Source organism: Desulfosporosinus shakirovi (assembly GCF_020595055.1).
Classification (GTDB): Bacteria; Bacillota; Desulfitobacteriia; order Desulfitobacteriales; family Desulfitobacteriaceae; genus Desulfosporosinus; species Desulfosporosinus shakirovi.
The window spans coordinates 1-19748 of record NZ_JAJDOO010000039.1; the positions used below are offsets into that span (position 1 = coordinate 1).

Annotated in this window: 20 protein-coding genes and 4 tRNA genes; 22 read left to right on the forward strand and 2 right to left on the reverse strand. The window is 40.6% G+C overall.

Going from position 1 to position 19748, the window contains the following annotated elements; translation table 11 throughout:
- Window positions 1-56 precede the first annotated feature (56 nt).
- The 9 genes from LJE72_RS21945 (at window position 57) to dmpI (ending at window position 3602) form a co-directional block, all read left to right on the forward strand.
- Window positions 57-133: transfer RNA gene (locus tag LJE72_RS21945), tRNA-Arg, on the forward strand.
- Between the two features lie 21 nt (window positions 134-154).
- Window positions 155-230: transfer RNA gene (locus LJE72_RS21950), tRNA-Thr, on the forward strand.
- A gap of 5 nt (window positions 231-235) precedes the next feature.
- Window positions 236-320, forward strand: a tRNA-Leu gene (locus LJE72_RS21955).
- A gap of 240 nt (window positions 321-560) precedes the next feature.
- Window positions 561-634, forward strand: a tRNA-Gly gene (locus tag LJE72_RS21960).
- A gap of 204 nt (window positions 635-838) precedes the next feature.
- The gene (gene nagZ / locus LJE72_RS21965) at window positions 839-2107 is read left to right on the forward strand and encodes a beta-N-acetylhexosaminidase (RefSeq protein ID WP_229250116.1); all 1269 of its coding nucleotides are present in this window, start codon (window positions 839-841) and stop codon (window positions 2105-2107) included.
- Window positions 2108-2233: 126 nt separating this feature from the next.
- On the forward strand, window positions 2234-2695 hold the full coding sequence (locus tag LJE72_RS21970; protein WP_229250117.1) for a (4Fe-4S)-binding protein: 462 nt from the start codon (window positions 2234-2236) through the stop codon (window positions 2693-2695).
- A 108-nt stretch (window positions 2696-2803) separates the two neighbouring features.
- Complete coding sequence (locus LJE72_RS21975) at window positions 2804-3019, forward strand: hypothetical protein (protein WP_229250118.1); 216 nt, start codon at window positions 2804-2806, stop codon at window positions 3017-3019.
- A complete protein-coding gene (locus LJE72_RS21980; RefSeq protein WP_229250119.1) occupies window positions 3000-3326 on the forward strand; it encodes a YbjQ family protein in 327 nt (108 codons plus the stop codon). Before LJE72_RS21975 ends, LJE72_RS21980 begins: the two co-directional genes overlap by 20 nt.
- Before the next feature lie 81 nt (window positions 3327-3407).
- Complete coding sequence (gene dmpI / locus LJE72_RS21985) at window positions 3408-3602, forward strand: 4-oxalocrotonate tautomerase DmpI (RefSeq protein WP_229250120.1); 195 nt, start codon at window positions 3408-3410, stop codon at window positions 3600-3602.
- A 68-nt stretch (window positions 3603-3670) separates the two neighbouring features.
- Here the strand turns inward: dmpI and LJE72_RS21990 are convergent, their stop codons facing one another.
- The gene (locus LJE72_RS21990) at window positions 3671-4402 is read right to left on the reverse strand and encodes an ATP-binding protein (RefSeq protein ID WP_229250121.1); all 732 of its coding nucleotides are present in this window, start codon (window positions 4400-4402) and stop codon (window positions 3671-3673) included.
- Window positions 4403-4503: 101 nt separating this feature from the next.
- Here LJE72_RS21990 and LJE72_RS21995 point away from each other — a divergent pair, with 101 nt between their 5' ends.
- The 8 genes from LJE72_RS21995 to LJE72_RS22030 all read left to right on the forward strand — a co-directional run bounded on the left by LJE72_RS21995 (window position 4504) and on the right by LJE72_RS22030 (window position 12618).
- Window positions 4504-5199 carry a Crp/Fnr family transcriptional regulator gene (locus tag LJE72_RS21995; RefSeq protein ID WP_229250148.1) on the forward strand — a complete coding sequence of 232 codons (696 nt, stop codon included), beginning with the start codon at window positions 4504-4506 and terminating at the stop codon, window positions 5197-5199.
- Window positions 5200-5389: 190 nt separating this feature from the next.
- Window positions 5390-5983, forward strand: coding sequence for a rubrerythrin (rbr, locus tag LJE72_RS22000; protein ID WP_229250122.1), 594 nt, complete (start codon window positions 5390-5392; stop codon window positions 5981-5983).
- A 523-nt stretch (window positions 5984-6506) separates the two neighbouring features.
- The gene (locus LJE72_RS22005) at window positions 6507-6905 is read left to right on the forward strand and encodes a PaaI family thioesterase (RefSeq protein ID WP_229250123.1); all 399 of its coding nucleotides are present in this window, start codon (window positions 6507-6509) and stop codon (window positions 6903-6905) included.
- Between the two features lie 80 nt (window positions 6906-6985).
- Window positions 6986-7678, forward strand: a complete 693-nt coding sequence (locus LJE72_RS22010; protein ID WP_229250124.1) for an N-formylglutamate amidohydrolase — start codon at window positions 6986-6988, stop codon at window positions 7676-7678.
- 317 nt (window positions 7679-7995) lie between these two features.
- Complete coding sequence (locus LJE72_RS22015; protein WP_229250125.1) at window positions 7996-10671, forward strand: calcium-translocating P-type ATPase, PMCA-type; 2676 nt, start codon at window positions 7996-7998, stop codon at window positions 10669-10671.
- Between the two features lie 181 nt (window positions 10672-10852).
- Window positions 10853-11614 (forward strand): type I methionyl aminopeptidase, encoded by a 762-nt coding sequence (map, locus tag LJE72_RS22020; protein WP_229250126.1) that lies wholly within the window; start codon window positions 10853-10855, stop codon window positions 11612-11614.
- Between the two features lie 229 nt (window positions 11615-11843).
- Window positions 11844-12233: a large-conductance mechanosensitive channel protein MscL gene (gene mscL, locus LJE72_RS22025; RefSeq protein WP_229250127.1), complete on the forward strand. Its 390-nt coding sequence runs from the start codon at window positions 11844-11846 to the stop codon at window positions 12231-12233.
- A 190-nt stretch (window positions 12234-12423) separates the two neighbouring features.
- Entirely contained in the window at window positions 12424-12618 is a 195-nt protein-coding gene (locus tag LJE72_RS22030; RefSeq protein WP_229250128.1) for a YwbE family protein, read from the forward strand.
- Here LJE72_RS22030 and LJE72_RS22035 read toward each other — a convergent pair.
- Entirely contained in the window at window positions 12615-13526 is a 912-nt protein-coding gene (locus LJE72_RS22035) for an RluA family pseudouridine synthase (RefSeq protein ID WP_229250129.1), read from the reverse strand. The two genes, LJE72_RS22030 and LJE72_RS22035, sit on opposite strands and share 4 nt — an antisense overlap.
- Window positions 13527-13677: 151 nt before the next feature.
- Between LJE72_RS22035 and LJE72_RS22040 the strand changes: the two genes are divergently transcribed.
- The 5 genes from LJE72_RS22040 to queG all read left to right on the forward strand — a co-directional run bounded on the left by LJE72_RS22040 (window position 13678) and on the right by queG (window position 19744).
- On the forward strand, window positions 13678-14796 hold the full coding sequence (locus tag LJE72_RS22040) for an aminopeptidase (RefSeq protein ID WP_229250130.1): 1119 nt from the start codon (window positions 13678-13680) through the stop codon (window positions 14794-14796).
- Between the two features lie 110 nt (window positions 14797-14906).
- Complete coding sequence (locus LJE72_RS22045) at window positions 14907-15788, forward strand: diacylglycerol/lipid kinase family protein (protein WP_229250131.1); 882 nt, start codon at window positions 14907-14909, stop codon at window positions 15786-15788.
- Between the two features lie 149 nt (window positions 15789-15937).
- Window positions 15938-17539, forward strand: a complete 1602-nt coding sequence (locus tag LJE72_RS22050) for a tRNA nucleotidyltransferase/poly(A) polymerase family protein (RefSeq protein WP_229250132.1) — start codon at window positions 15938-15940, stop codon at window positions 17537-17539.
- Window positions 17540-17737: 198 nt separating this feature from the next.
- Window positions 17738-18379, forward strand: coding sequence for a flavin reductase (locus tag LJE72_RS22055; protein ID WP_229250133.1), 642 nt, complete (start codon window positions 17738-17740; stop codon window positions 18377-18379).
- A 312-nt stretch (window positions 18380-18691) separates the two neighbouring features.
- The gene (gene queG / locus LJE72_RS22060; RefSeq protein ID WP_229250134.1) at window positions 18692-19744 is read left to right on the forward strand and encodes a tRNA epoxyqueuosine(34) reductase QueG; all 1053 of its coding nucleotides are present in this window, start codon (window positions 18692-18694) and stop codon (window positions 19742-19744) included.
- Window positions 19745-19748: the final 4 nt, after the last annotated feature.

Here is a 19748-nt window from a genome sequence, read left to right on the forward strand (position 1 = left end):
GTCACCTTGCCAAGGTGAAAGTCGCGAGTCCGAATCTCGTCACCCGCTCCAAAATTGCGCTCGTAGCCCAGCTGGATAGAGCGTCTGACTACGAATCAGAAGGCCGGGAGTTCGAATCTCTCCGAGCGCACCAAAATTAAATAATAAAAGGAATGCCGTTGTAGCTCAGTTGGTAGAGCGTATCCTTGGTAAGGATAAGGTCACCGGTTCAATCCCGGTCAATGGCTCCAGCAATGCGGGAGTGGCGTAATTGGCAGACGCGCACGTTTGAGGGGCGTGTGGGTAACACCGTACGGGTTCAAGTCCCGTCTTCCGCACCAATTTAAAAGATCTGTGGAGAAGTACTCAGTGGCTGAAGAGGACGGTTTGCTAAACCGTTAGAGTGGGTAACTGCTGCGAGGGTTCAAATCCCCCCTGCTACTATATTCGATATTCGTAGTTCGAAGTTCGACCAAATGCAGAACTTCAAGGTCAATAGCACGGACCACGGACATATGCATATATAGTAGGTAGAGTGTTACTTTTGAGGACGACTGAATCGATCCTTGAACCACGATTTTGCGGGTGTAGCTCAATGGTAGAGCGCTAGCCTTCCAAGCTAGTTACGAGAGTTCGATTCTCTTCACCCGCTCCATGAAAATAGTCAACCGTACCATTAGGTGCGGTTTTTTTATTTAGAGTTTAAAAATAAAAAAATTCGATATGATAATAGAAATTGACAGGCATTTAGCTATGATCGCCTGTCGATTTCTATTTCCTGTACGTCTTCTCTTAACCTTGAAGGAATATTAATTAGTAATATTATTAGTAACATTATATAGGAAGGAAGCAAAGAAAAATGCGTAAAAGATACCTGGTTTTAATAACTGCCGTGGTAGCGGCGAGTATCATAGGATATGCAGGAATATTAAATAGCAGAATAATTAATGGGTTGAAACCATCAGACCAAATAGGCCAGAACATGCCACCAGATAATAATTCCTATGGTAATATTGCAACTGATCCTGTTCAAGCTCAGATTAAAACGATGAGCTTAGAGGAAAAGGTCGGGCAATTAGTAATGGTGGGGATTAACGGATACGAAAACGATGCTAATTCTATCCAACTGATTAAAAACCATCATGTCGGTGGTTTTGTTCTGCTAAAGCAAAATGTCAAGGATACTAAACAGATGCTAGCCCTAATTAACTCTTTGAAAGATACAAATACAGTTAACAAAATGCCACTATTTTTAGCTATTGATGAAGAGGGTGGCAGGATTTCGCGAATGCCAGGCGAGTTTATGAAGATACCAGCAAGTCAACGGATTGGAGAGCTCAATAACAGTGAGCTTTCTTATCAGTTAGGCGGTATTCTTGGAGATGAACTAAAATCCTTTGGTTTAAATATGAATTTTGCACCAGTTTTAGACGTGAACAGTAACCCCAAAAATCCTGTGATAGGGGATCGAGCATTTGGTAATGAGCCAAGTCTTGTGAAAAAACTCGGAATACAAACGATGAAGGGACTTCAGTCACGGCAAATTATATCGGTTGTTAAACATTTTCCAGGACATGGTGATACTTCAGTTGATTCTCATGTCGGGTTACCAACTGTAAATCATGATATAGATAGGCTAAATAGTCTGGATTTAGTGCCTTTTGAGGCAGCTATCGAAAATAATGTAGAGGCAATCATGATGGCTCATATTTTATTGCCAAAGATTGATCCCGAAAATCCTGCATCTTTTTCACGAAAGATTATTTCAGATCTCTTACGTAAAGATCTGAATTTTAATGGCGTAGTCATTACAGATGATATTACCATGGGGGCAGTAGTAAATAATTATGATATTGGTGAAGTTGCAGTAGAATCAATCAATGCAGGAAGCGATATTGTCTTAGTATGCCATGACTACCTCAAGGAGGAGGCGGTCATTAAAGCAATTCAAAAGGCTGCAGAGAATGGGAACATTTCAATGGATAGGTTAGATCAAAGCGTTTACAGAATATTAACGTTAAAACTAAAGTATGCAGTCGCGGATAGAGTAGTGAGATCAGTAGATCCGCAGATTATAAACAATAAGATTAAAGCACTATTTAGAGATTTTCCATCTTTAAATGGTTAGAAATTTGCCCTGAATTAATACAATTAATACCGACTGAGATAATAAATGTAAATAAATTTGTAAAATAAAGTATGTTATATGATAGAATATATGAACAAATTAAAATATTCACGAGGGAGTGGTTTAATGAAGAAGTATAGTAATGAACATGTTATTGTACATTGGTTTCCCGAATTGTGTGCTCATCCAGGGACATGCCTGAGGCTTTTACCGAAAGTGTTCAATTTGGATCAACGCCCCTGGGTTAATGTGGAGGGCGCGGAACCGGAGGAAATAATAAGGGTTATCGATAAATGTCCATCAGGTGCCTTAAGATATTCTCTTCCTGAAGGGTCTAAGGTCGATGCGCAAATCGCTGATGGGGTAGGCAGTATTGACTTTGAAAAATCATACCTACCTGCAGTAAAAATAAAGGTGAGTGTCAATGGACCATTACTTATTGAAGGCCCTATAGTTGTAATTGGCCTTGATGGAAAGCCCTTAAAGGAAGGCAGCAGGATTGCTTTGTGTCGTTGTGGACTTTCTGAAAACCGTCCCTTTTGTGATGGAATTCATAGAAAAAAAGGATGGAAGCCTGATCAGGAATGATGCCGCACTAAAGTTACAGTGATGAGCCCCCTTCTGTTTAGAGGAAGTAAATCTTAATGTGATATTATATAACATAATGGAGATAATTTGGATTGAGGGGGGATTTTAATGATTAAACTCCTTAGCTGGATACTTGTATTCTGTATAGCCTTATACTTTTTTGGAGTAATGGGAATGGCTTTTATTTCTCCTGAATTGATTCCTGTTATAATAGGTGTAACCATTGTTGGATCAGTGATAAGTGGCGGATTATTGTTAATACTATTAATAAATGAAAGGGTTAAAGATAAGGAGGCAGAAAAGAGTGATCTTAACAAATATTGATTATGTACCTGGTTATGATGTGAGCGAGTCCTTAGATTTGGTCAAAGGAAGTACCATTCGAGCAAAGCACGTTGGAAAAGATATATTGTCCGTTTTTAGACAGATTGTCGGCGGAGAGCTTAAAGAATATAGTGAAATGATCAATGAATCCCGACAAATTTCCACAGGTAAAATGGTGGCGGAAGCTGAAAGGCTTGGGGCTAATGCCATTATTAATATACGCTTTGCAACTTCGAATGTTATGCAAGGGGCAGCGGAAATCCTTGTTTATGGTACTGCCGTTAAACTTACTAAAAAAGTTGGCTAATGTTATAAAGTTGTAAGAAAAGAACAAGCATATATTGGAAATGAGATGTCTTAGGTTCAAGTAGAAGGGAGTAAGATTATAATGCCCGTAATTACTATTGATGCAGGTAAAATGTCAAAGGAACAGAAGGCAAAGTTAGTTAAAGAACTGGCTTCAAAGGCAAGCGAAACACTTAACATACCAGTTGAGGCGTTTGTCACGATTATTAGGGAAAATGATATGGATAACATTGGTAATGGCAGTCGGCTTTTATCGGATAAGTATGGCAACAAGTAATAATCGGCGAAAAGAAACCCACAGCAAGCTTATTTGCGGTGGGTTTTTGAAACTCGGTATTTGAATGATCAATCTTCGATAATTCTTCCGTCTGTTGAAATTGTGACGACACTCCAGGGTATCATTTTTCCGCTGTTTAAAAGAGCTTTTTTCGCAACTTGAACAATACCGCCACAGCAAGGTACTTCCATTCTTACAATCGACACACTTTTAATTTCATGTTGTTTTAGAATCGCAGTTAGCTTTTCTGAATAATCCGTATCGTCCAGTTTGGGACAGGCAATTAAAGTGATCTTATTGCGCATAAACTTTTGGTGAATATTTGGATAAGCAAAAGCAGTGCAGTCGGCAGCGATTAGTAAATGTGCATTATCCAGATAGGGTGCGGACACTGGAACTAATTTTAACTGGCATGGCCATTGACCAAGCTGAGATTGTGAGTTTTCTGCTGAGAGATCAGGTGTTGCGTCCGGCTGTTTTTTGGTAAGTAGTTTCGCATGAGTACCTGGGCAACCGCAGGGAATAGTAGCCTCGGCTTGGGGCTTATTATTCTCCATGTGTTTCTTGTCCATATGTTTCTTGACTGCTTCTTCGTCATACTCAACCGTTTCTCTCTCCTCAAGGACGATGGCGTTGGTTGGGCACTCAGGCAGACAGTCTCCAAGACCGTCACAGTAACTTTCCGAAACCAGGCGGGCTTTGCCATCAATCAGCTTTAATGCACCTTCATGGCAAGCGGTGACACAAAGACCACAGCCATTACACTTTTCTTCATCTATTTTTATAATCTTTCTTAGCATTGTTATAACCTCCTTGTAATAATTTGTTTTGACAGGTTCATTATATTACAATGAAGGAACTAAGTCGGTATCTGAGGATACAGAATATGGCGGTAAAAGAGATGTATGAAAAATATTTGGAAAAAATCTCAGAAGTGAGCTTATTTCAAGGAATAAAAAGACTAGATATAGAAGCCATGCTAAATTGTTTAAAGCCTATAGTAGGCCATTATAAAAGAAGTGATTATATTGTTAATGGTGGAGACAAATATGAAAGCATTGGAATCGTTCTTAAAGGCTCAGCGACGGTGAGTAAAGAAAATGCGGCGGGGAATAGAAGTGTAATGACACTTTTAAAACAAGGGGATATTTTCGGAGAAATAGTTGCATTTTCAAGTGTAATGACATGGCCTGCAACTGTTCAAGCACAAGAAGCTTGTGAAGTACTCTTCCTGCCTAGAGGGAAAATTATCGGCGATTGTGAAAGGATGTGTAGCTGGCACAGAATTTTCATACAAAACTTTTTGCGAATAATTTCTGAAAGAGCAATCTTGTTAAACAAGAAGGTTGAATACTTGACTATCAAAAGCATCCGCGCAAAAATCTGTGCTTATTTACTGGATCAATCTAAGAAGATTGGAAGCGAAAAGATAGTTTTACCGTTAAATCGAAATGAGCTAGCAGACTTTCTTAATGTTTCTCGTCCTTCTATGTCAAGGGAAATGGGTAAACTAAGGGATGAAGGGGTTATTGATTTCCACTTGACTGCAGTTGAAATTCTAGATTTTCAAGCGCTTAAGAATAATATGAGTGAATAATGGGCTCCAACTAATTATTTTACTATAAGAATATAAAGTTTGGATATTGACGGAGCGAGTGTTTAGAAATATAATGTATTTATAATTATTTTAAATTAACTTATGGTGTTGTTCGGCAATAAGGTTATTCAATGGTGTTCATAATAATGCCAAGAATCCTTAAAGAAAGTAAGATGAAGGAGTTTTAAGAATGAGTAATTTAAAAGGGACAAAAACAGCAGAAAATCTATTAAAGGCGTTTGCCGGAGAATCTCAAGCACGCAACCGTTATACTTATTATGCATCAGTAGCTGACAAAGAAGGTTATAAGCAAATTAAAAATATCTTTATTGAGACGGCTGATAATGAAAAAGAGCATGCCAAGAGATTCTATAAATTTTTGCTGGCAGGTTTAGAGAGCGAGCTTCCAGCCGTAATAGAAATCAGTGCTTCCTTTCCTGTTGCGCAGGGTACGACTCTTGATAATTTAGTTGCCGCAGCTGGTGGAGAAAATGAAGAATGGAATGAACTATACCCTGAATTCGCCAAGGTTGCTGAAGAAGAAGGCTTTCCCGAAATTGCAGCCGCATTCAAGATGATTGCCGCTGCTGAAAAATGGCATGAAAAAAGGTATAATAAACTTGCGCAAAATATAAAGAATGGTAAAGTATTTAAAAAGGAAGAAACAAAACTTTGGAAGTGTGGAAACTGTGGTTATGTTCATGAAGGAACCGGTGCACCGGATGAATGTCCGGCTTGTATCCATCCGCAGGCACATTTCGAGGTTTTTGAAGAGACTTATTAATTTTTATACAACCCTTCGGCTTTGATCCAATTGAAAACTGACATTACAAAACCCCCTAAGATAAATGGCGGTCTGAGCCTTTTTCTTGAGGGGGTTGCTTTATACTTGTAGACCCTTTTTATATTATTCAAAGTGGACGATAAAGTTTGTAATTCCAACGATGATAATAGATAAAATAATCGTTCCACCGATAATGATAAGATTTTGTTTCTTTGTATTAATTTTGTGCCACAGCAAAAGGATCCCTCCGTAACTCATCAAATCTTAGTACATAGTATCATTGACTAGACGTAAATAGTATAGACATAAAGCCCTAAGGGTCTAGGCTCAAGGTCCTATTCACAATGACAATATACGTCGAAGATACGTTGCTGTAACTGTGAAAAAAATCTATACTGGTAGATGAACTCGTTTGGATGTTCGATAGTCGTGTTTCGAAACAAAGAATATTCTTTAAAAAACGTAAAGTTTAGGCTATGTGGATAGAAAGACAATTTAGTTGAAGGTTAGAGGAGAGATGGTCATGAATAATAAACTGACAAAACTTATGAAAAATGACAGGTTTGCAACTTTTGTTGGCCTAGATCTGCTTGAAGTTCAGCCTGGATACGCTGTGGCTAAAATGGATATCACTGAGAAGCATTTAAATGGAGTTGATATCATTCAAGGGGGAGCGATTTTCACCTTGGCGGACTTTGCTTTTGCCGCTGCAGCTAATGCTTATGGGCAAATAACAGTTGCAATCAATGCCAATATATCCTATTTCAAAGCTCTCAAAGGGGGATCATTAACAGCGGAGGCCAGAGAAGTATCGGGTTCCCATAAAATTGCTAATTATAGAGTTGATGTATTTAATGAACAGAGGGACTTAATAGCGCAATTAACTGTTACAGGCTATAAGAAAAATGAAAAATCCGATTAATACTTCGTAAGGAACCTGACAGAAGTCAGAAACCCATGGCGCGGACCGACTATTTGTAAAATAAGAACCGGGGGTCGATTATGGATAAACATGAAGAAGTTCTAAAAGAGTTTAGCCGTGCGCGCCTAAATGAGGAAGCAGTAAACGCCGAGAAAGTCCATTTTTACAAAACAGACAGACGAGTTAATCCTAAGCAAGAGGACCCCTTTTGGTTGTCAGTTGGGGAACTGCCTATTTTAGTTTCTGCACCACATGCGGTTAGACATTACAGGCAAAAGAAGATTAAAATGTCCGATCAATTTACAGGCTCCATCGTATACCTTCTAAATAAGCTTACCGGATGTCATGCAATAGCAACAACAAAGCTTTATGGTGGGGACCCTAACGTTGATGATTCTTGTATCTATAAAGAGAAAATCTCTGATTTTTGTAATATAAAAAAAGTGAAGTTGGTGATTGACATCCATGGTGCTGCTCGTGAAAGGCTATTTGATGTCGATTTAGGAACAAATAGCGGAAAAAATCTCTTAGGTAAGGCAAGGATACTGGGAATTTTAGAACGGAACTTTCAGAACTTTGGATTATCTCAAATTTCACACGATCACTTTGCCGCTTCTGGGCCCAACACTGTCGCTAATTATGCAGCACGGGAACTGGGAATTCCAGCCGTGCAGTTAGAGATTAACAAACAATACAGAGTGCCTGCCCAAAACCCTCAAGGGTTTCATCGTCTTATAGGGGCCTTAGTGAAAAGTATTAAAGAGTTATCTTGAGTTACACTTAGAATCTATCAGATTAGGCAGAATGAATATCGTGTCATATTTGACAAGCAATAATATTTGAGGTACACTTATCCTTGTTAAGAGGGAGTAGTTGAATTACAAAAGCAACATACCCGGTAAGGTGACTTACCTGTTTTTGTAAACCGTTTGAGGTAACGAGACTTTTAACATGGCCATTATGGCTGTGTTAAAAGTCTTTTTTGTTACTTGAAACAAGTTGCAAGAACAAAAAGTAAGGAGTGGTTATTTCGTAAATACTATAGGATGAATTATAAGGTGCCAAAATAAAAAATAAGGAGGACTATGTTGTGGACTTTTTCCAAAAGGAAGTCGAAGAAGTCATCTCTGAATTAAAGAGTAATGAAGAGACCGGACTATCAGCAGTTGAAGCTGAGACGAGAATCAAACGGTACGGAAAGAATGTTTTTACTCCAAAAGATAAGGAAAGTGTCTTTGTAAAAATAATTGATAGTTTGAAAGAACCTCTTATTCTTATCCTTTTAATTTCCGGGTTAATATCCCTAGCGATGGGTCATATCGCAGACGGTTTAGGGATTTTTGTTGCCGTCCTAATCGCAACATCAATCTCCATTATTCAAGAAGGTAAATCAGATAAAGCCTTTGAAGCCCTGTCGAAGTTAAGTGAAGATGTTCATGTGAAAGTAGTTCGAGATGGAGAAATTGTGTTACTTTCACAAAGTGACCTCACGATTGGGGATATTATCCATCTGGAAACGGGAGATAAAGTTCCTGCTGATGCTCGAATAATTCATGCATCAAGTCTTGGAATTGACGAATCTATGCTTACAGGTGAAGCCGAAGCGTCTTCTAAGAATACCTTGAAAATCGAACGAGAGAATTGCCCCCTTGCAGAACGCAAAAATATGTTATATTCAGGGACTATGGTTATCGAGGGAAGGGCCATTGCCATCGTAATATCTATTGGCGATGGGACCGAGATGGGTAAGATTGCGGATGAATTAAAGGGAGAATTAAATTCAGAGACCCCACTTCAACAAAAGCTAGCAGATCTCGGAAAGAGAATATCTATTATTGGGTCGATTGTGGCAGCTGGAATCTTTCTTTTCGAGGTCTTCAAGATGTATAACCAGGGGATCTTGGTGTTTGATAATTTAGGAGCTGCATTGCCAGGCATCAAAGATGCATTTGTAACTTCTGTAGCCCTAATCGTCGCGGCAGTCCCTGAAGGGTTGCCAACCATGGTTGCTATTACCCTGGCCTTCAATATGCAAAAGATGGCTAAGAATAACGCCTTGGTTCGGAAGCTTATTGCCTGCGAAACAATTGGTTCTGTGAATGTCATCTGTTCAGATAAGACTGGGACATTGACGGAAAATAAGATGACGGTGGTTGAGGTATGGGCTGACGGTAAAGATGCTCCGGTTGATCAGCTGGGCAATGATGAAATGCTTCAGAATTTCTGTCTAAACTCGACCGCGGATATTTCGAATAAAGATGGAAAATATGAATTCTTGGGAAATCCTACGGAATGTTCCCTGCTTGTCTGTGCAGATAAGAATAATATCAACTATCTCCATTATCGTAAAGAGCATAGTGAGCCCGTTAGTGAATACAATTTTACTTCTGCCAGAAAGATGATGTCGACAGCTTACCAAATGGAAAAAGGCTACAGACTCTATACGAAGGGTTCACCTGAAAAGGTGTTAAGCATTTGTAATAGGATTCTTTATAATGGTGATGTTATCCCAATGACTCAAGACCATATCAATGAAATTGAAGCGAAGATAAAGAAGCTTCAGGATAATGCAAGAAGAGTTTTAGCGTTTGCTTTCAATGATTTTAGTCAAGAACCACAATGGGAAGACATCTATAATGTAGAAAAGGATCTAATCTTTACAGGCTTTGTGGGAATTGAAGATCCCTTGCGTTCAGATGTCAAAGAAGCAATTAATCATTGCCGTCAAGCAGGCATAACGGTCAAAATTTTGACGGGAGACAACATTAACACGGCGAGAGCAATTGCTACTCAATTAGGAATCGTCAAGAATGACTCATTGGTATTAGAAGTTACCGATATTGACGCCATGAGTGATCAAGAATTGAAGAGTAAACTTCCCAACATTGTGGTAATTGCCCGGTCAAACCCAACAGCTAAAATGAGAGTTGTCAAGCTCTTACAGGAGCTCAATTCTTCGGTGGTCGTAACTGGTGATGGGATCAATGACGCACCTGCCTTAAAAGCGGCTGATGTCGGAGTTGCAATGGGAATTGCAGGAACGGAAGTATCTAAGGAAGCTTCGGATATCGTTTTGTTAGACGATTCTTTCTCCACTATAGTTAAGGCTATTAAGTGGGGGCGTGGAATTTACGAAAACTTCCAACGTTTTATTCAGTTCCAGCTTACAGTTAATGTTGTCGCATTTGTGACGGTAATCTTAGCAGAAGTCATGGGATATGCAATGCCCTTTACAACCTTACAATTATTATGGGTAAACATTATCATGGATGGTCCTCCTGCCTTAACCTTAGGCTTAGAACCGCCAAGAGAGCATTTACTTGAAAAGCAGCCAATTAAGAGAAATGCATCGATTGTTACTAAGGATATGTTGTTGAAAATCGTTTCAAACGGTCTGTTTATAGTAGCTGCCTTGATAATGCTCATGGACACCCAACTGCTCGGCGGTACTGCGGCACAACAATCGACTATCGTATTTACTTCCTTTGTATTGTTCCAGCTATGGAATGCCTTTAACAGCCGGGAGTTTGGAGTTAGGAGCATTTTCCCTAATCTTCTTAAAAACAAAATGATGGTAGGGGTTGTGTTCTTAACCTTCCTCGTTCAGGTCTTGGTAACTCAGTACGGTGGAAACGTGTTTAAGACAGTTCCCCTTGACCTGACTATATGGTTCAAAATCATTGGTTTCACATTTAGCATTGTTATTTTTAGCGAACTGCTAAAACTGGTGATGAGAGTCTTTCAAGGGGGTTCCAATAAAGGTTAAACATTAAATTCCAATGAAAAGTCCACAATCCTGTTTATGGATTGTGGACTTTTCTCGATAAAGTATTATAATCAGTATTTGGATAACAATAATCGATAGGAAGTAATGATAATATTTGTAAACCAGTCTCAACAAAGGATAGAGAATTTTTTAAAGACTTGATTCGGGGAGGAAATAAAAAGTGGTAATTATGAAAACTGCTAAAGAAATTGGATATATGGAGGAAGCCGGAAAGATCTTAACAGCCTGCCACCGAGAGATTCGAGACTTAATTCGTCCGGGAATAACAACCTTGGAAATTGATCAGTTTGCTGAGGAGTTTATCCGGTCACATGGGGCGACTCCCGAGCAAAAAGGATACAAAGGGTATCCTTTTGCTACTTGTGCTTCGGTTAACGATGAAATATGTCATGGATTTCCGACTAAGGATTCTCTGAAAGACGGGGATATTGCGAAAATTGATATGGTTGTAAATCTTCAGGGGTGGCTGGCAGATTCAGCATGGACTTATCCGGTGGGTCAAATATCCAAGGAAGCTGAAAGGCTGATTAAGGTTACAAAGGAATGCCTCTATCTTGGCATAGAAGCCGCAATCATTGGTAATAGAATCGGTGATATTTCCCATGCCATACAAAGTCATGCCGAAGAGCAAGGATTTTCCGTGGTGCGGGACTTTATGGGTCATGGTATTGGGCAAATCATGCACGAAGATTTGCAGGTCCCGCATTATGGGAGACCGCACAGAGGGGAGAGACTTCGCGAAGGTATGGTCTTTACCATTGAACCCATGATCAATATAGGTTCGTATCATCTTAAGATTGATCCTAATAAGTGGACGGCCAGAACAACTGATGGCAGTCTTTCAGCTCAATATGAACATACTATTGCTATTACAAAGAATAGTCCCTTAGTTTTGACCGAGCAAAGAACGAGGAAGGTTTAAATCTTCCATCGTTTGCGAATAATTATAAACCTCAACATAAACCAATTTCTAACTTTAGTCATTTGCCATAGCATCTTTGAAAAAAAACCCATACTAAACAGCCTCCTTTTTATAAAGCTATAATTTAGTTTCCCCAAATTATTAAAAACAAGTCAGACATATAATTTTAATGTTAGTAAAGTTCGGAGTTCCACGTACGGGAACGCAGACTTTAAGAAGGAGTAGTTTCATGAGCTTTATTAAGGAATTTAAGGAGTTTGCTACAAGGGGCAATGTGGTAGATCTGGCGGTAGGGATCATTATAGGGGGTGCTTTCGGAAAAATTGTATCCTCTCTTGTTGCCGATATTATTATGCCTCCGATTGGGCTTATAATAGGAGGCGTAAAATTTACGGATCTGAAAATAGGGCTTAAAGAAGCCGTTACCATAAATATTGGCAACTTTATTCAAACGACATTTGACTTTATCATTGTTGCCTGTGCGATCTTCTTCATTATTAAGCTGATGAATTCTTTAAAAAGGAAAAAGATTAAAGAAGAGGCGGTTGTTCCATCAACTCCTAGTGTGGAAGTTCAGCTTCTTACAGAGATTAGGGATCTGTTGAAGAAACAGCCATAAAATTCATGTTATATAAAGCATTGAGCTTCTGCCCGTTAAAGTTTTACTTTAGGGTAGAAGCTCTTAATGCAGATATCAGTAGGGTATTAGGGGATTATAGTATATAATTAAGGAATTAGATAAATATGACAGTTCAGTTATAGGTACCTTCAATCGTGATCTATCGTTTAATAACGTAAAGGAGCATCATATGAACGGGCAGAACAGAAAAGATATTTATGCGGGAGCAACTGTTGATATCATTTTAAAAACAGATCAAAGAACAGGGAAGCTGACCCGAGGAGTCGTCAAAGATATATTGACAAAATCCCAGATTCACACGAGAGGAATTAAAGTCAGACTTGTTGATGGGCAAATTGGGAGAGTTCATGAAATTATTCATTAGATATCGAAACCTCGCAACTTAATTATTAACTCGCGAAGATCCTTAGGAAAGGGAGCGCGAATTACGATGGGAAGGCCAGTCGCAGGGTGCAGAAAGGCGTACATTGAAGAGTGTAAAGCATGACGGTGAAAAAAAATCCGTGTTCCACCGTACAGGTCATCCCCGATTAATGGATGCCCAAAACCTTCACAATGTACTCGGATTTGATGGGTACGTCCGGTTTCTAAGATGAATTCAAGAAAAGTAGCGCTAGTATAGCGATGGAGGACACGGAAAAGTGTCCGAGCCGACATACCATGGGGATGGATCTGGCGTTTGATAAAGCTATTCGGGGCAAAACCGATGGAATCGTCGATAGATCCTTGATTTTCCTGGACAACTCCCTGAACAAAACCATGGTATCGTTTGTGAATATGTCCTCGCTCCAGTTGCCAAGCCAATTGTTGATGGGCGAATTGATTTTTAGCAATGACGACGACTCCTGAGGTGTTTCGATCTATTCTGTGGATTGGACGATACAGGCGATTTTCCCCCTTGCGTTCCCAATGGCCGATGACAGCGTTACCTAAGGTGTTGGTGGGGTAACGTCGGTTTGGATGCACCACCTGACCCACAGGTTTATTAACAGCTAACAGGTAGTCATCTTCATAAAGAATATCCAGGGGCAAGTTTTCACCAGGAATGCTGGCTTCTTCCTCGGAAAAAAGCTGCAGGGATAACATATCTCCTTCTTTCCCTCGCGCAGTTAAATAGGAAAAATTTCCATTAACCCAAACCCGTTCTCCTTGTTTCAAGCGTTGGAGTAATTTGACCGAAAAGTGAAATTTGTGGAGTAAAATGGACAGATATTTATGACCAGAGTCTTCTGGTTGGAGACGATATTCCCAAAGAGTAGGTGGTGTATTCATATTTCCTCCTAGCGGTTTTTGCAATTCATTGAATTCAAGGAGTAAAACCTTTTTTGAGTGAACATACTTTTTAATAGGATCAAAAGAAAAATTAAGCAGGGTGCAGAATAATAATAAAAGTCTATTAAAACGCTTGTAAGGAGGACTTAAAGTGAAAGATTCCCGTATAGAAGAACTTGCGGATTCCTTAATAACATACTCAATTGGACTTCAGCCAGGTGAAAAAATCCTCATTGAAGTAATTGGTCCGGATATTCCCCTCGCCCAAGCTTTAGTGCGTTATGCTTATAAGGCAGGTGGAGTGCCCTTTGTGTCTACTATTAATCATACCCTACTACGTGAACTATTAAAAGAATTCTCTTTGGAACAGGCCCAAGCAATGACTCGTTGGGATTTGGCGCGCATGAAGGAAATGCAAGCTTATATCGGAATCAGGGGGGGAGATAACGTCAATGAATGGGCTGACCTTCCCAGTGAATGCATAAAAACTTATTCGTCTAACTACCAAAAACCCGTACATACAGAGCAAAGAGTGCCGCATACACGGTGGTGTGTGTTGAGGTATCCAAATGCTGCAATGGCTCAGCTGGCAGATTCGAGCATTGAAGGCTTTGAGGACTTTTACTTTAAGGTGTGTAATTTGGATTACTCAAAGATGTCAAAGGCAATGGATCCGTTGAAAGAGTTAATGGAGAAGACAGACCGAGTGCGTATTGTTGGTCCCGGAACAGATTTGGAGTTCTCTATTAAAGGAATGCCAGCCATAAAGTGCGATGGACACCTTAACATTCCGGATGGGGAAATATTCAGTGCTCCTCTAAAAGATTCCGTGAATGGACGGATTAGTTATAATACACCATCACTTTATCAAGGGTTCACTTACAATAACATTGTTTTAGACTTTGAAAACGGAAAGATTATTAAAGCAACTGCCAATGATACGGAACGAATAGAGTCTGTTTTTAACACTGACGAGGGAGCAAGATATGTTGGAGAGTTCGCCATCGGAGTCAATCCATTTATTAGTACTCCTATGAAAGACACTCTTTTTGATGAAAAAATTGATGGAAGCTTCCACTTTACCCCGGGATCCTGTTATGATGAGTGTAATAATGGAAATAAATCTGCTATTCACTGGGATTTAGTATGTATTCAGAGACCGGATTATGGCGGTGGTGAGATTTACTTTGACGATAGGTTAGTTCGAAAAGATGGGCGCTTTGTCTTGCCGGAACTTGAGAATTTGAACCCGGAAAATTTAAAGGCTTAAGGCTATGAAGACATTATAATAGAATAAGTGCCACTCAACCGGATAGAATTTGGAAGATTAGTGGCACTTAGCTATCATATAATCTGGATAAGGAGTCGATTATTGATTTCATGAAGGGTCAACGATTACGATTAGTCTATAACCCCTATGCAGGAAGACGGAAACTAACGGTGCAACTGGATACTGTCATTCGCATTTTTCAAGAAAGTGGCAATGAGGTGTGTGTACATCGAGCATGTTCCCCGGAAGATATGGAACAAATCGCGTCCCGTAGCAGTGATGTCGATCGTTTCGTTATTGCTGGAGGGGATGGCAGTATTCATCAAGTGGTTAACGGTCTATTAAAGATTCCGGAAGATCAACGTCCTGCACTTGGGATTTTACCTGTTGGAACCGCAAACGATTTAGCCTACGCCTTGCATTTACCTAAAAGCATTCCTGAAGCGTGCAAGGTTATCGCTAAGGGAAATGTGTTTAGAATGGATACAGGCCAGGTCAATGATCGCTATTTTGTTAATGTAGCCAGCGCGGGGCTATTAACGGATGTATCTCAAAAAGTGGATACTCGTGTTAAAAATACCCTTGGACAATTAGCTTACATTCTTAAAGGGATAGAAACACTTCCTTCTTTTCGACCCTTTCGCATTGAGTATGAGAAAGATGGACAACAATTTACAGACGAAGTCGTCTTATTTTTAGCTGTAAATGGCCACTCGGTGGGGGGACTCAGAAAGCTAGTGCCAAAAGCTTCTCTTACTGACGGATTACTGGAAGTTTTAATTGTACCGGCGGCAGGTTGGCCTGAAACAATCAGACTGCTCTTAAATGTTTTGCGGGGAGAAAAAGTAAGTGCTGAAAAGATTAAAGAATTCCAGACCACAGAACTTACGATACTAACCGATCGCCCCATAAAATCTGATCTGGATGGGGAATATGGTCCGGAAAGCTCATGGCATATTAAGATTGGACCGAAAATTTCAGTGCTTTGTTAACTGGGCGCAGTCCTTTAAGGGCTCGCCTTTGTTACTTAATGGACGAGGTTTATCTTTAGGAGTAGAAAATTATCTGATGGGAAAAATATCTATAATTTAAGCAAGTGAATTTATGATAAAGCCGTTGGGATTATGATCGGAGGGATTTCATGATCGGAACACCATTTCAACAGGAGGTCTTGAGAAGACTCAGTGATCTTAGCCCTGTCTATATTGTGGGCGGCGCAGTTCGAGATGCGCAGTTAGGAATTCCCTCAAAAGATGTGGATGCGGTTACGACCCTTTCCCTTGAGCAGATTGAGAATAAGCTGTCTGATTGGGGATACACTCCCCACATAATTGGGGCTCATCAGCCGACGGTTAGCCTATTTCAAGAAAAAGACCGAGTAGATATATCGGTGTTTTCAGGAGACGTTGAAACAGACGCCCTGCGCAGAGATTTTACGCTGAATGCAATTTATCAAGATATTCAAACCGGAGAGTTGAAAGACCCCTTAAATGGCCTTAAAGCCTTGAGGGAAAGAAGACTGGAAGCATGCGGACGGGCGGAGGCCCGTTTCCACGAAGATGCCATTAGGATTTTGCGTCTTATTCGTTTAGCTGTCCGTTATGATTGTGTAATTGAGCCAGATACTTGGCAGGCAGCATACAACAGCATCTCCTTAATCCAAGGTGTTTCCGTGGAACGAGTTACAGAGGAATTAGGTAAAATCCTTATTCTTGAAGAGATCGACAAGGCTTTAGGCCTCCTCGATGATTTGGGATATTTTAAACTGTATATCCCTGAGCTGGCTAGGCTAAAAGGACTTGTACAAAATCGATATCATACTAAAGATGCCTGGGAACATACCCGGCATGTGGTGAAAAATACACCCGATCGAGTACTCTTGCGTTTAGCGGCCTTATTACATGATATGGGGAAATGGGAAACTGCCAGTCGGGAATGCTATGCCTGGGGAACAATTAAATCGACAACTCAGGGCTATATGGTCAATGAATTCAAGTTGGTTGGGAAAAGCTTGGAGAAATGGATCGATAGAGAAGTAGAGGTCCACGGGGGAAGATTAGATAATTACCAGGATACCATTGTCGTAAAACGCATTAAACTCGTGCGAGCTGCGCATAAGAAACAATTTGAAATGGTTCAGGAGGGGAAACGGCACTTTTTACAGCACGAAAAGGAAAGTGCCCGTTTGGTTAAGGAATTCTTGTCTCGTTTTCGCTGGACGATGGTTCTTCCAGGGGGGAGTAAAGGGGAAGGAGAACTTCACTTTTTAGTAGGACATCATATGTTAGGGACATTAACCTTTATGAGTGAATTAAAGGGAGAAATGCAAAATACTAAAATTCATCTGAAAGCTCGTCACTTTGCCTGGGATGTCGGGTGGAACGGGCAGAACTTTAACTCGCAAAGGGTGGAGAATTTACTCGACTTGTGGAAGGCAGACTTTCTTGGGGGTAAGCAGGATGCCGAAAAGAATTTAAGCCGGCTTGACGGGATTCAGGGTGAAATCCGAAATGCCTGTATTTTCTTGGCTGAGCGAGCCCGTCTTCTGGAATGGGGATTCTTTGAGGAATTTGCCCGTGAAAAAGGGCTTGAAGGGGAAGGGTTTGGTCATTTTAAAGAACAAGTTCGCAAAAAGATTATGATGGATACTAAATATCTCTTGAATGATCCGCAATTTCTGGAAGAGGAATACAAGTTTTTTTGCTCCGGTCAGACTCCTTATACCGCTAGGTGGCACCACTGATACCTTGTTATCCCAGGGCGATACGCTAGCCGTCCTATTCGAGTATGGCTTTCGCCAGTAGCCTGGAACCAGTCAGGTCTTCCAAAAAGCAGGAGCGGTATCATCCTTAATATTAAATGAGTGAATGCAGCTTATAAACATCTTGACCTGGATGAATTATCAAGTTATAATAATTTCAATGAAGGGCGGTGTTAATTAATGGAAAAACGTTGGCGTTGTACCATATGCGGGTATATACATACTGGAGAGAATCCGCCAGAAACCTGTCCAATTTGCGGGTATGATGCGAGTTACTTTGAACTAGTTACGGATGAGAAGGTAGCTGGTGCAGAAGTGAAATCAGTTCCTAAGCCGGTAACCGTTCAGCCAGATAAAGCATCTGCAATTCGTCAAGCACTTTATCGAATTTCCTATGGTCTCTATATTATTACGGCTCACGCTGAAGGTAAGGATAACGGGCAATGTGCAAACACCTGTTTTCAAATTACATCTGACCCCGCAAAAGTAGCTATTGGGATTAATAAACAAAACTATACTCATGAGTTAATTCAGAAGAGTGGCAAGTTTGGGGTTTCAGTATTAAGTCAAACGGGTCATGACTATGCGCGTGGGTTTGGGTACCGAACAGGTCGGGATGTCAATAAGTTTGAGGGGGTAGCAGTTCGTCGCGGAGAATCGGGAATTCTCTTACTTGACGATGTACTTGTAACCATGGAGGCAACAGTTACTGGGCAGTTAGATTCCGGAACCCATACGTTATTTCTTGGGGATGTTACGGCCGGGGAGATCCTTCAAGAAGGGGATCCAATGACCTATGCCTTTTTTAGGGCGTCAAAGTGAACTCTCCAGCATACTTTAAGATGAATAGAGGATTTTCTTTAAAACATAAAACCATTGTAGTTAGCAATGGTTTTATGTTTTTGTGTCAGAATGTGTAAAAACCAGATGGTGATTGTTAATTTATGGTTTCCCAAATCTAAGGTATGGTATAATGGAATAAGGAACGTATTCTTCAACTCCAAAAAAGCCTAAACGTCTATTGGTCCCAAACGGCTCTGGGTGAACCGAGCATTAAACATAAACGAGAAAATGTGTATTTGAGACAGAAGTGACTAAGAGCGTAATGAGAAAATTACTCGGGAAGGAAAGCCCATGGACATACTTGAACAAACAATGTGGAAAATGAACATAAAAAAATGGGCAAACGAATTGGGGTTTGTCTCAGTTGGGTTTACCACGGCTGAGCCCATTGATAGACTGGCTCAGTTGTTACAAGTGCGAATTGATCAGAGTTTGATGACACCTTTTGAAAGCAAGGAAATTCAACAAAGGATTGATCCTCAGGCAGTCTGGCAAGATTGTCGGACGGTCGCCGCCTTAGCTTTTCCGCTTCCTTTAACGGTTCCTCCCCAAGAAGGAGAAGGTATCATTACGCGCTCGGCAGTGGGGGAGGACTATCACCGAGTTGTTTTTCGGAAAATCAATCAGCTAATTGACACTATGGTTAAGAATGGTTGGCTGGGATCAACTCGCTCACAAGTGGATACAGGACCTTTAGTTGAGCGTGCCTTTGCGTTGCGTGCAGGGATTGGCTGGATTGGCCGGAACCAACAACTGATAATTCCAGGGCAGGGTTCTTTTGTGGTCCTTGCCCTGCTTCTTTTAGATCAAGAGATTATACCCGATGAGCCTTTACCCCCCGGACAATGCGGGAGTTGCCAAAAATGTGTTCAGGCATGTCCTGCCCAGATTCTGGGCAAAGAACCGTTTGCTGCTAATAAATGTGTTTCTTATCTGACTCAGAGCAAAGAGGTGCTTACTCCTGAAGAGCAGCACCTCTTTGGGTTGCGAATTTTTGGTTGCGATACTTGTCAAGAGGTGTGCCCGCACAATCAAGACTGGCTGGGGAAGGAATGGTTGTCTGCAGATCTAACTGCCAGTCTATCTACAGCCCCGATTCCACACAGTCGAGGGGTTAATCTACTCGAAACTCTTAATTTAACCAAAGGCGAGTTTATAAAACGTTATAAAGTGACCGCAGCGGGATGGCGTGGTAAGGGCGTTCTTCAGAGAAATGCCTTTTTAGCCTTGGGTAATGATCAGGTTAATAAAAGCCATCAATGGTTGAAAGATCGCGAAAAGGATAGATCGGTTCCGCCGATGATTTTGCCATATCTTCAGGATAGTTCTGAAAGATGTGAGTAAGCTT